The following is a 12,719-nucleotide window of genomic DNA, read 5'->3' as shown; positions in this document are numbered from 1 at the left end:
ATGTAACAATAAACCATATAAAAAAACGACTACTTAATAATATCTAAATAGATAAGTGCTTAAAACAAGAACTTGCTACCATAGTAGCACCCGAATAGCAATATGGTAAGAATGTGTTTTTGGAGTTAAAATTAGCGTCAAAGAAGTAAAAAAGAAGATTTTAAATGAACACAACAATTCATGTTAATGAGCTCGAATCATTGCTCATCGCAATAATCGTGCTTTTTCTTGGCTACTTTATTAATACTAAAGTCAAGATTTTAAGAAAGTATAATATTCCAGAGCCAATTGTTGGCGGACTTGTCATTGCTTTTATTATTACCTTTTTCCATTTTCAAGGCTATGACATTAGTTTCAAATTAAGTATGCAAGACACGTTGATGCAAATGTTTTTTGCAACTGTCGGTCTTGCTGCTAGCTACAAGCTACTAATGAAAGGTGGTTCACGCGTATTTCTATTTTTAGGAATTGCAACAGTATTTATCATTATTCAAGATGCTGTTGGTGTAGGAATGAGTAAGGCATTAGGCTTAGATCCTTTACTTGGTCTTATTGTCGGTTCGATCACGCTTTCAGGCGGCCATGGCACAGGTGCAGCTTGGTCACAAACTTTTGCTACCGATTACGGTCTAAATACTTTAGAGCTATCAATGGCGGCAGCAACATTTGGTTTGATCATGGGTGGTATTATCGGTGGACCAATTGCACAACGATTAATCAACAAACATAAGCTAAAGTCTGATTTTGGTGAAAGTGGTAATCATCACATTGAACACCCTGATTTGATCACTTATAGCGATCGTGAAGAAGACCGCATTACGTCTAAAAACACCATAGAAGTATTATTTATTTTATTGGTTTGTGTTGCTGGTGCATCACATTTTAAAGACTTTATCGATGGCCTGGGTATCAGTGCATTACGCATTCCTGAATTCGTATATGCATTGTTTATTGGTGTGTTTATTACTAATGTCTGTGAAGGGACTAAGTGTTATAAGATTAATAAAGAAACCGTTGATGCACTTGGCACAATATCTTTATCATTATTCTTAGCAATGGCACTGATGAGTTTGCACCTATGGGAGCTCATGGACTTAGCAATGCCTATGTTGATCATTCTTGCAGTTCAAACCCTTGTATTAGGTTTATTTACCTATTTTGTTACTTTCCGTGTAATGGGAAGCAACTATGACGCCGCAATCATTGCCGGTGGTCACTGTGGTTTTGGTATGGGTGCTACACCCACTGCTGTAATGAATATGGGTTCATTAGTGTCACGCAATGGCCCATCGCCACAAGCCTTTATGGTTGTGCCTATCGTTGGTGCTTTCTTTATTGACATCACCAACCTGCTTGTACTTCAAGGATACATTAGCTTTCTTGGTCACTAACCACTAAAGCAGCCAACCTTAAATAAAGGGGTAAGATAGGCAGTGCTACAATAAAAGTAGCGCTCTCTATCTTGCCCCTTTTGTTTTTTATATACACATTTCTGCATTTATTATCTATTTATCTTGGCTATTCTTGGCTGTTTTGTAACAAGGAATGTCTGACCAATATCTTATTTTTTCGATGTTGTTACACTCCGCGCTCTTTCTAAAGTTTGACTTTAGTCATTACACTAAATCATTCGCTTATCGTTGTTGTTTCAACCATCCATAACAACGCTAAGAATTAATTAATTGAGTTTTCTATGAAAAAATTTGATCGAGCTATGCAGATCCTTGTTGCGGGTTTCTGTATCAACTTATGTATGGGTATCCTTTATGCTTGGAGTGTATTTAAAAAAGCACTCGTTGTTGATTTAGGCTGGTCTAATGCTGATGCATCACTGCCTTATACAGTTGCTATTATTACCTTTGCATTATCACTATTAGTTGCTGGTATTTTGCAAGATCGCATGGGACCACGTCGTGTACTTATTCTTGGTACAGTGATGGTTGGTTTAGGTATGATCATCTCAAGTTTTGCCACCACACCGATGATGCTAGTACTGACATTTGGTATTATGACAGGTTGTGGTATCGGTTTTGGTTATGCATGTTTAAGTCCATCAGCGATGAAATGGTTCCACCCATCGAAAAAAGGCTTAGTTAACGGCTTAATCGCGGCGGGTTTTGGATTAGCTGCAGTTTATTTAGCACCACTAACTTCTGCACTTATTGCTGAATATGGTATTAACACTAGCTTCCTTGTTTTAGGTGTTGCGGTATTGGTTATTGCTGTTCCACTGGCTTTCACCATTAACAACCCACCAGCAGATTATGTACCAGAAACTCCTGCTGGTTATAAAGCGAAATCAGATAAACCTGTTGATATTAACTGGCGTGGCATGCTAAAAACGCCACAATTTTATTCTCTATGGGTAATGTATGCATTTGCTTCAGCTGCGGGCTTGATGATCATTGGTAACATCACTTCAATTGCAGCAACACAAGCAAACATCACTGATGCAGCTTATCTTGTTGTTATTCTAGCGATCTTTAACTCAGGTGGTCGTGTTGCAGCAGGTATTCTGTCAGACAAAATTGGCGGCGTAAAAACACTGATGATCGCTTTTGTTATGCAAGGCATTAATATGGTGATGTTCGCGACATTTGACTCTGAGTTCACGTTAATTATCGGTGCTGCAGTCGCGGGTGTTGGTTACGGTACATTACTTGCTGTTTTCCCATCAATTATTGCTGATTTCTATGGCCTTAAAAACTACGGTGCTAACTATGGTGTGCTTTACACAGCATGGGGCGTAAGTGGCTTTATCGGTCCTGTAGTGGCGGCATTTGCCGTTGATACGACAGGTACTTACACCCTAGCGTACACAGTGTGTTCGGTAATGATTGCTGTTGCTGTTGTACTGTCTATTATCACTAAAAAAGTAGATGCTGCGGCACTAGAGAAAAAACTTGCTACCGCATAATAACGGTTAAGCTTAAAAACAAAACCCAGCATCACGCTGGGTTTTGTTTCCTCTGATATTACAAATCTTATTGTCTGACCTCTCATAATCATCACCTAACACTATTTATTTCCAACAAAACTAGACCTTTATATATATTTTTCTATACTTGTACTTGTTAATGTATTGTTAATTACTTATTAATAGTATTACATGTTAAGACAACGTAGTTTTACTATTGACCAGACAAGGAAGGTACTAATGGCTAAAAAAATAACAGGTGTCTTAGCTGTACTTGCTACATCTGCCACCCTATTTGCAATGAATGCAAATGCCGCCGACAGCACACTTGATAAAGTTAAAAAACAGGGATACGTCCAATGTGGCGTCAGTGCTGGCTTACCTGGGTTTTCAAACCCTAACGCCAAAGGTCAATGGGAAGGTCTTGATGTTGAATTTTGCCAAGCAGTTGCCGCTGCAACATTAGGTGATAAATCCAAAGTTAAATATATCCCCCTCACAGCAAAAGAACGTTTTACTGCCTTACAATCAGGTGAAATTGATATTTTGTCACGTAATACCACCTGGACACTGCACCGCGATACATCGCTTGGCCTCAACTTTACCGGCGTCAGTTATTACGATGGACAAGGCTTCATGGTCAAAAAGGACATGGGCATAAAGAGTGCAAAAGATCTCGATGGTGCTGCTGTTTGTGTGCAATCAGGCACTACAACAGAACTTAATTTAGCCGACTATTTCCGTGTTAATGGCATGAAATATAAGCCTGTTGTCTTTGATACCGCACCACAAACATCAAAAGGCTTTGATTCTGGACGCTGTGATGTGCTTACCACTGACCAATCGGGCTTATATGCTCTACGTCTAAACCTTAAAGATCCAGCATCAGCTGTTGTTCTACCTGAAATCATTTCTAAAGAGCCATTAGGTCCTGTGGTTCGTCAAGGTGATGACCAATGGTTTAATATTGTCCGTTGGACACTATTTACCATGATTAATGCTGAAGAATTCAATGTCACGTCAGCCAATGTCGATACTCTGAAAAAAGAATCAAAAGATCCAAATATTCGCCGTTTAATTGGTCTTGATGGGCCAAAAGGCAAAGGATTAGGCTTAAATGATGATTGGGGTTTCCAAATCATTAAACAAGTGGGTAACTATGGTGAAAGCTTCCAGCGTACCGTCGGTCTTGATTCACCACTTAAAATTAAACGTGGCTTAAACGCCTTGTGGACTGAAGGCGGTATTCAATATGCCCCACCTATTCGTTAATAACAGCGTTTAATAATTATAAAAGGGAGCTGTAATGGCTCCCTCTGTACATCTCAATGGATATGAGGATGTTGTATGGAAACACCCACAAATAGATCACAGACAAGGTCTCCCCATCAAAATATTTTTTATAATCCCACTTTTCGTGCTGTAATCTTTCAAGTTATTGCAGTTGCAGCACTGGCTTTTTTCTTTTATAGCATCATCAATAATGCCTTAACCAATCTTGAAACCCGTGGTATTGCGACAGGTTTTGATTTTCTTAATCAAGAAGCTGGATTTGGTATTGGTTTAACCCTTATCGATTACGATGAAACATTTACTTATGGTCGTACATTCTTAGTTGGCTTACTTAACACTGCGTTAATTGCCGTTCTCGGTGTAGTTCTAGCAACGATTTTAGGTTTTATTATCGGCATTGCCCGTTTATCTCCTAACTGGTTAGTTAGTCGTTTTGCCGCTTTCTATATTGAAGTTTTTCGTAATATTCCATTATTATTGCAAATTTTCTTTTGGTACTTTGCTGTATTGCAGGTTCTCCCCTCACCCAGACAGAGCTTACAATTAGGCAATAGTATTTTTCTTAATGTACGCGGATTATCGATTCCAAGCCCTATTTTTGAACAAGGCTCTGGTATTATATTATTCGCTCTCATTGCTGCTTTTATTATTGCGATGGGCTACCAGTATTACGCCAACAAAAAACAGCAAAATACAGGCCAACAATCGCCTGTATTACTCATGAGCCTCGCGATTATTATTTTACTGCCACTACTGGCCTTTTTTATCGCAGGCAAACCAATCAGTATCGACTACCCTGCGCTTAAAGGGTTTAATTTTAGCGGCGGTATTACTGTTTTACCTGAACTTGCAGCACTGCTACTAGCATTAAGTATTTATACTGCTGCTTTCATTGCCGAAATTGTTCGTTCAGGCATTAATGCGATCAGTCATGGTCAAACAGAAGCCGCAGAAGCATTAGGGTTAAGTCGTAATAAAACATTGAGATTAATTGTGATCCCACAAGCAATGCGGATCATTATTCCTCCACTTACCAGCCAATATTTAAACCTAACTAAAAACTCCTCACTCGCGATGGCGATTGGTTACCCTGATTTAGTGTCTGTTTTTGCTGGTACCACCCTAAATCAAACGGGACAAGCAATTGAGATTATCGCAATGACAATGGCAGTTTATTTAAGCTTAAGTTTAATCACATCTCTGCTAATGAATATCTATAACAAAAAAATGGCCTTGGTTGAGAGGTAACCATGAATAAACATCAATTTCTTCCTGATTTACCTCCACCAGCCAATACGGTGGGCATTATAGGATGGTTACGCCAACATCTTTTTTCTTCATTTTTTAATTCAATAATTACCCTCATTTTAGGCTACTTTGCTGTTATTGGCATTTGGAGCATTGTTGATTGGGCATTTATCAATGCAAACTGGCAAGGGAATTCTCGTGAAGCCTGTACATTAAGTGGCGCATGTTGGACCTTTATTAAGGTACGGTTTGATCAGTTCATGTTTGGCTTTTACCCAAGTGCAGAATTATGGCGACCAAAATTGTTTTACGCCACCCTAGCTGTTTTCATTACTTTACTTGCCTATGAGAAAACCCCTTATCGTGGTTGGATTTGGCTATTTTTTGTAAATATTTATCCATTTATTGCCGGATTTTTACTCTACGGTGGTATTGCTGGATTACCCATCGTCGAAACCCATTTATGGGGCGGGTTATTAATTACTTTAGTTATTGCCATTGTGGGTATTGTGGTCTCGTTACCTATTGGGGTTGTATTGGCCCTTGGCCGTCGTTCAGAAATGCCGATTATTCGCAGTATTTGTACGGTCTATATTGAGATTTGGCGCGGAGTTCCATTAATTACCGTCTTGTTTATGGCATCGGTAATGTTACCGCTATTTTTAAGCTCTGAGTTAGAAACCAATAAACTCATTAGAGCCTTAATTGGCGTCGTACTATTTAGTGCTGCTTATATGGCTGAAGTGATTCGAGGTGGGCTACAAGCAATACCTAAAGGCCAATATGAAGCGGCAGATGCATTAGGATTAAGCTATTGGCGTAAAACTTATCTGATTGTTTTACCGCAAGCATTAAAAATCACCATACCTTCAATTGTAAATACCTTTATTGGGTTATTTAAAGACACCAGTCTCGTGCTTATTATTGGTATGTTTGATGTTTTAGGGGTCGGACAAGCCGCTAACAGTGATCCTGAATGGTTAGGCTTTGCCACTGAAAGCTATGTTTTTGTCGCTTTCGTTTTCTGGATTTTTTGCTTTAGTATGTCTAGATACAGTATCTATCTAGAAAATAAACTACATACTGGACACTAACATTAGCAAGGATTGCATAATGAAAAATACTAATGACACCACAGCCAATAACGATGATACACCATGGGTTATCGAATTAGCGGATGTTAATAAATGGTATGGTCAATTTCACGTACTTAAGAACATTAACCTAAAAGTGCGTAAAGGTGAAAAGATCGTGATTTGCGGGCCTTCTGGTTCAGGAAAATCTACCATGATCCGCTGTATCAATTATTTAGAAGAACATCAACAAGGCAAAATTTCAGTTGCAGGGCAAGATATTACTGGAGACTTAAAAAATATCGAATTAATTCGTAAAGAAGTGGGTATGTGTTTTCAACACTTTAACCTATTCCCTCACCTTACAGTATTAGAAAACTGCACCTTAGCGCCAATTTGGGTAAAAAAAATGCCAAAAAAAGAAGCGAATGCGCTCGCTATGCAATACTTGGAGCGAGTAAAAATTCCAGATCAAGCCCATAAATACCCCGGTCAGCTGTCAGGTGGACAACAGCAACGAGTCGCTATCGCACGTTCATTATGCATGAACCCACAAGTGATGTTATTTGATGAACCTACTTCTGCATTAGATCCTGAAATGGTACGCGAAGTGTTGGACGTAATGGTTGAACTTGCCAATGAAGGAATGACAATGCTATGTGTCACACATGAAATGGGGTTTGCTCGTCAAGTTGCTGATCGAGTAATCTTTATGGATCAAGGCGAAATCATTGAAGAAAATAATCCACAAGACTTTTTTGATAATCCAAAATCTGATCGTACTCAACTTTTTTTACAACAAATATTGCACTAATTGCAGGAAATGCCACCATTAATGTAAGCATAATTAATGAAATATTTGGTTACAACTTAACAATGAATAGTCACTACTGCCGTAAGTATTTTAATCTTCAAACACTTATAATGTGCTTCATGGCAAACAAATGACGCTAAAGCTTAGCTGACACTTGCAATTTATATTGTTTAGCCTCATATATAGCTTTAATAGAATTAACATCACTACCCTAAGGGGAGCACTTATGAACGAACGTATGGTTAATCGTGACAGCGGTTACGCAGGCGTATTGTCAACCAATAAGGTTTTACGTAACACTTATTTCTTACTATCGCTAACATTGTTGTTCTCTGCTGGTGTAGCTGGCGTAGCAATGGTGATGAATGTTCCACCAGTACACTGGATCTTTCTTCTTGTTGGCTTCTACGGTTTAATTTTCCTAACTGAACGTAACCGTGATAGTAGCTTGGGGCTTGTTTTTGTATTCGCATTAACTGGCTTTATGGGCTATACCCTTGGTCCGATTCTAAATATGTATGTTGGCGCAGGCATGGGTCACATCGTAATGACAGCACTTGGTGGTACAGCACTGACATTCTTTGCTTGTTCTGCTTACGCATTAACAACTAAGCGTGATTTATCATTCCTTAACGGTATGTTAATGGCTGGTTTTATTGCAATTATCGTTGCTGTTGTTGCGAACATCTTCCTAAAGATGCCAATGCTATCACTAGCGATTAGCGGTATGTTTGTATTATTCTCATCAGCAGCGATTTTATTGACAACCCAGTCAATTATTCGTGGCGGTGAAACTAACTACATTTCAGCAACCGTTACTTTGTATGTTTCTATCTACAACCTATTCTTAAGCTTGCTTCAGATTCTAGGTGTAGTGAACAGCAACGATAACTAAGCACTCGCTATTAATTAGCCTGTTTAGTTGTAAAAACTGAAAAAGCCTGCCTTGATGCAGGCTTTTTGTTTTTTACTTGCAGCCTGACCAACGAATCACTATTCTTGCTGCGTTAGCAATAAAGAGGTCTATTATGCTTGAATTTAACGGTGTACAAATCGACACTGATGCCCAAGGTTATTTAAAGAATGTTGATGATTGGTCGGAAGATTTAGTTGCATTACTTGCAGCAGAAGAAGCCATTGAATTATCAGAAGCGCATTGGGAAGTGGTACGCTTTGTTCGAGAGTTTTACCTGGAATTTAATACTTCACCAGCTGTACGTATGCTTGTAAAAGCAATGGCAAAACAATACGGTGAAGAAAAAGGCAGCTCGCGTTATCTGTATCGTTTATTTCCAAAAGGTCCAGCAAAGCAAGCAACGAAACTTGCAGGGTTACCAAAACCGGTGAAGTGTATTTAAGTTAATATGCTAAAAAACCAAACATAGCCTCAAAATATGCTTTATGTTTGGTTTTCTTTTTTATTCGTATTAATTCATTTGAAATCCACTCAGATGCTGCCAAGCTAATGTCTCACTAGTGAGGTTTTCAACTGTCGCAGTCTTAGGCCCATGTTGTAACCAAGCCAACAAACTATCAATATTCACTTGCTCTCCACATGCAAGCACCTCAACACTACCATCCGCTAAGTTTCTTGCATACCCAGTTAAATCAAGCATCAATCCTTGATGAGCAGTATAAAACCGAAAACCGACACCTTGAACATGCCCTACCACACGTGTTTTTACACAACATCGTGCCATATCAACCTCCACATCTTTTATATTGCCTATTGTATTATTTTAGTTAACCCTGCATAACAAACTGCTCTCTTACTCACAAAAGCTAGAGTTGTTATTCGCCACCGCCATCGTTTATTTAACACCCAATAGCGGGTTTATATGCCGACTTAGACGTTTTCATTTGATTTTAACTAGCCAGAGCAACATAATACGCCCCACTCGAACTCCATACTGGGCATGTCATGACAGCTTCTATTTATTTGGTAAAAGGCCGTGAAAAATCACTACGCCGTCGCCACCCTTGGATTTTTTCTCGCGGTATTGACCGTGTTGAAGGAAAACCTGAACTCGGCGAAACCGTTGATGTTTACGATCACAAAGGCGAATGGTTAGCTCGTGGTGCTTATTCTCCACAATCTCAAATTCGCGTTCGCGTGTGGACATTCAACAAAAATGAAGCCATTGATGTTAACTTCTTTGTTAACCGCCTAAATGCTGCGCAAAGTCTGCGTGATGTCTTAGCGGCTCGCGATGGTCTTACTGGTTACCGTCTAATTGCTGCTGAATCTGATGGCCTTCCTGGTATCACGATTGATCGCTACCAAGATTACTTAGTTTGCCAACTATTGAGTGCTGGTGCTGAAGCACAGCGCGATGTATTGATTGAAGCGTTACAGCTATGCTACCCAAGCTGTAATATTTACGAGCGCTCAGATGTCTCTGTTCGTAAAAAAGAAGGCTTAAAACAACGTACAGGCGTTTTACATGGTGAAGAACCACCTAAGTTTGTTACTATCGAAGAAAATGGCGTAAAAATTAACGTTGATATCGTCGGTGGCCACAAAACAGGTTTCTACCTTGATCAACGTGATAGCCGCGAAGCATCGGTTAAATATGTAAATGGTAAGCGTGTTCTAAACTGCTTCTGCTACACTGGCGGCTTTGGTTTATACGCTTTAAAAGGCGGCGCTAGTGAAGTGGTTAACGTTGACGTTTCCCAACCAGCACTTGATACAGCACAACTTAACGCAGAAATTAACGGTTATCCGGTTGAAAATGCACAGTTTGTAAACGCTGATGTCTTTAAACTATTACGTGAATACCGTGAACGTGGCGAACTATTTGATGTCGTTATCATGGATCCACCTAAATTTGCTGAATCTAAGTCTCAGCTAGTCGGTGCTTGTCGCGGTTATAAAGACATTAATATGTTAGCAATGCAAATTCTAAAACCAGGTGGAATGCTACTAACGTACTCTTGCTCTGGTTTAATGGATAATGGATTATTCCAAAAAATCATTGCTGATGCCGCAATTGATGCTCACCGTGACGTGCAGTTCATTGAGCGTTTCAGCCAAGCAGCAGATCATCCACTAGACAGTGCTTACCCTGAAGGGTTCTACCTTAAAGGTTTTGCTTGTTACGTAAAGTAACAGCACATTGAATCTAAATGCACATCAAACCCAGCCTACGCTGGGTTTTTTTATACCAACAAACGCGTTATTAACTATTAATTTCGATAGTTGTTTGTCAATACAGTAATGTTCAGAATACAATAGCATCACTATACCTAATACACATTATTCATTCTATGCACTCAAAAGGAATCGACATGAAACTACGTACAGTTCTACTCTCTTTAGCGGCGTGTAGCATTAGCTTCTCATCATTTGCTGATGTAACACTTAACCTACCACAATCTGCTGAACTGGTTCTCGTCAATGGTGTTAACGCGGAAGGTAATGCAACCCAAACTTTAAATAATGGTAGTAACCAAATTGCTTTTCGTTACGATAAAAACTACCGTGAAAATGGTGATACTCACTTATTTCGTTCAGAAGTTGTTGTCATGACATTTTCTGGTAATGATGCAACCTACACCCTTCAGCTACCTAACATTTCAAGTGCATACCAAGCTCAAAAATTCAACCGCCAACCAACGCTACATTTATTAGCGGCTGATGGTAGTGAAGTACCTTTTAAACACGATGTTTTGATCAAAGATGGTCTCCAAATTAATCGTGATTACCAACAAGAGATCGCACAGTACAATTTAAGTAAAGCCCCTGCAGCATTAGCGACAGCAATTACTGCTAATGAAATGCAACGCGTACAACAGCAAGCTAGCCCAGCAGAAAAAGACGGCCATATCGATCAAGCTTATGTGACAAAAATGCTAAACTACTGGTACAACAAAGCCGATTCAGCCACACAAGCGACCTTTAAAGCTAATATCAACAACTAACATTTTCAATTAATAGCGCATGCTGTGTTAACCGATAGTTGTTATTCCCCCTTCTTATAAAGACTCAATACCAATAATAAGGGGGATAGCACGGACTGTGTAACCTATCTTGTAAATGGCCATACTCACACCATTTCTAGAACGCGATATCAACGAGTGTGATATTTATAATCTTCCATCAATAGAATCATATCGGTATTATTTAGATATCTGCGCTGTTTCTTATATTGAACAAAATGAATAGCTATTATTTATTTTTCTTCATCTTATATTCAGGTTTATTTGTTTCCGTTTTAATGAGCTTAAAACTATTGTCTCAAAATCCCCTCCGAACATTATTATTTTTAAATTTAATTAAATATTAAATAACCCCAACGTTAAAAACAAAAAACAATTAAAATCAAAAACTTACAATCAATCAAAATCAAAATTAACGAGCTTTTTTTAGCTTCACATTCATTTAACTAACTGTTATTAATTAAATGATGTTCATATTAATAAGCCTTTGTTATCAATAATTAATTTAACTATTAATTTAGCAAATATCATCATATTAATACCGATAAACTGCTTATAACTCCACATTTAATTATTCTTTTTTAATTCTTATTTATGATAAAGTGTGACCTCGCTTGATTACTACAAATATCTGCAACCTGTTTAAGAATAGAAAGAATGAAATGAAAAAAATTATTTACCTATTTCTATTAATGGTATGTCTTTTACCATTAAGTGCGTCTGCGCATGTTGTCAATACAGAACGAAAAAATGCAGACATTGTTGCTGACTATGTCTACCAAAAAGCCGATTTAAAAGGCAAAATCGATTTTAATGTCTTTAAAAAAGCATTTATTGCTTACAATAAAACGCGTGGTAAAAAGAAATCGCTGCTAACCATTATTGATTACAGCATGCCTTCTACTGAAAAACGATTTTACGTTATAGACTTAAAGTCAAATAAATTACTTTATCGCACCTATGTGTCACACGGTGAAAATAGTGGTCGCTTAGTGGCTGATCGATTTTCTAATCGCGTCAATTCACATAAAACGTCATTAGGTACATTCTTAACTGAAGGGACATACCATGGCGGAAATGGTTACTCATTAAAACTTAATGGGCTAACACGAGGTGAAAATGATAACGCCTTGAAACGTTTTATCGTCATCCACGGCGCTAAATATGTCTCAGAGGCCTTTATAAAGCGTAATGGTTATCTTGGTCGTAGCTGGGGCTGCCCGGCTATACCAACGTATTTGACCAAGAAAATTATTGATACCATCAAAGGCGGTAGTGTTATTTTTGCTTATGCTAAATAACACTGCTAGCCTAAAAAGCTTTTAGTTGTCAGACTAAAAGCTTTTTTTATATCTAAGATTTCATAATATTAAAATTTAAAATTTAAAATTTGATCGTATTCTTATTAGCATTCGCTAAAACCAAACTCTGA

Annotated in this window: 12 protein-coding genes; 11 read left to right on the top strand and 1 reads right to left on the bottom strand. The window is 38.4% G+C overall.

All coding sequences use genetic code 11. The features are described from left to right. The first annotated feature begins 164 nt into the window (after positions 1–164). The 8 genes from gltS to tusE all read left to right on the top strand — a co-directional run bounded on the left by gltS (position 165) and on the right by tusE (position 8,703). A complete protein-coding gene (gene gltS / locus PMAL9190_RS00190) occupies positions 165–1,391 on the top strand; it encodes a sodium/glutamate symporter (protein WP_087843379.1) in 1,227 nt (408 codons plus the stop codon). Between the two features lie 302 nt (positions 1,392–1,693). Continuing rightward, a complete protein-coding gene (locus PMAL9190_RS00185; RefSeq protein ID WP_087843378.1) occupies positions 1,694–2,917 on the top strand; it encodes an L-lactate MFS transporter in 1,224 nt (407 codons plus the stop codon). A gap of 240 nt (positions 2,918–3,157) precedes the next feature. Further along, positions 3,158–4,189, top strand: coding sequence for an amino acid ABC transporter substrate-binding protein (locus PMAL9190_RS00180; RefSeq protein WP_087843377.1), 1,032 nt, complete (start codon positions 3,158–3,160; stop codon positions 4,187–4,189). 75 nt (positions 4,190–4,264) lie between these two features. Continuing rightward, positions 4,265–5,458, top strand: a complete 1,194-nt coding sequence (locus PMAL9190_RS00175; RefSeq protein WP_087843376.1) for an amino acid ABC transporter permease — start codon at positions 4,265–4,267, stop codon at positions 5,456–5,458. Positions 5,459–5,460: 2 nt separating this feature from the next. Further along, positions 5,461–6,552 carry an amino acid ABC transporter permease gene (locus PMAL9190_RS00170; protein ID WP_087843375.1) on the top strand — a complete coding sequence of 364 codons (1,092 nt, stop codon included), beginning with the start codon at positions 5,461–5,463 and terminating at the stop codon, positions 6,550–6,552. A gap of 19 nt (positions 6,553–6,571) precedes the next feature. Then, positions 6,572–7,345, top strand: coding sequence for an amino acid ABC transporter ATP-binding protein (locus tag PMAL9190_RS00165; RefSeq protein WP_065168616.1), 774 nt, complete (start codon positions 6,572–6,574; stop codon positions 7,343–7,345). A 226-nt stretch (positions 7,346–7,571) separates the two neighbouring features. After that, on the top strand, positions 7,572–8,240 hold the full coding sequence (locus tag PMAL9190_RS00160; RefSeq protein ID WP_087843374.1) for a Bax inhibitor-1/YccA family protein: 669 nt from the start codon (positions 7,572–7,574) through the stop codon (positions 8,238–8,240). Positions 8,241–8,373: 133 nt separating this feature from the next. Then, positions 8,374–8,703, top strand: coding sequence for a sulfurtransferase TusE (gene tusE / locus PMAL9190_RS00155; protein ID WP_065168618.1), 330 nt, complete (start codon positions 8,374–8,376; stop codon positions 8,701–8,703). Between the two features lie 69 nt (positions 8,704–8,772). On the opposite strand, the gene yccX is transcribed toward tusE, so the two are convergent. Next, positions 8,773–9,045, bottom strand: coding sequence for an acylphosphatase (gene yccX, locus PMAL9190_RS00150; RefSeq protein ID WP_087843373.1), 273 nt, complete (start codon positions 9,043–9,045; stop codon positions 8,773–8,775). 221 nt (positions 9,046–9,266) lie between these two features. Between yccX and PMAL9190_RS00145 the strand changes: the two genes are divergently transcribed. The 3 genes from PMAL9190_RS00145 (at position 9,267) to PMAL9190_RS00135 (ending at position 12,588) form a co-directional block, all read left to right on the top strand. Next, entirely contained in the window at positions 9,267–10,457 is a 1,191-nt protein-coding gene (locus PMAL9190_RS00145) for a class I SAM-dependent methyltransferase (protein WP_087843372.1), read from the top strand. A gap of 179 nt (positions 10,458–10,636) precedes the next feature. Further along, complete coding sequence (locus PMAL9190_RS00140) at positions 10,637–11,269, top strand: YccT family protein (RefSeq protein WP_087843371.1); 633 nt, start codon at positions 10,637–10,639, stop codon at positions 11,267–11,269. A gap of 680 nt (positions 11,270–11,949) precedes the next feature. After that, positions 11,950–12,588 carry a murein L,D-transpeptidase catalytic domain family protein gene (locus tag PMAL9190_RS00135; protein WP_200813356.1) on the top strand — a complete coding sequence of 213 codons (639 nt, stop codon included), beginning with the start codon at positions 11,950–11,952 and terminating at the stop codon, positions 12,586–12,588. The last annotated feature ends 131 nt before the right edge of the window (positions 12,589–12,719 follow it).

It is taken from the genome of Photobacterium malacitanum (genome assembly GCF_900185615.1).
GTDB classification, from domain to species: domain Bacteria; phylum Pseudomonadota; class Gammaproteobacteria; order Enterobacterales; family Vibrionaceae; genus Photobacterium; species Photobacterium malacitanum.
This window is presented reverse-complemented; position numbering and strand designations above follow the sequence as displayed.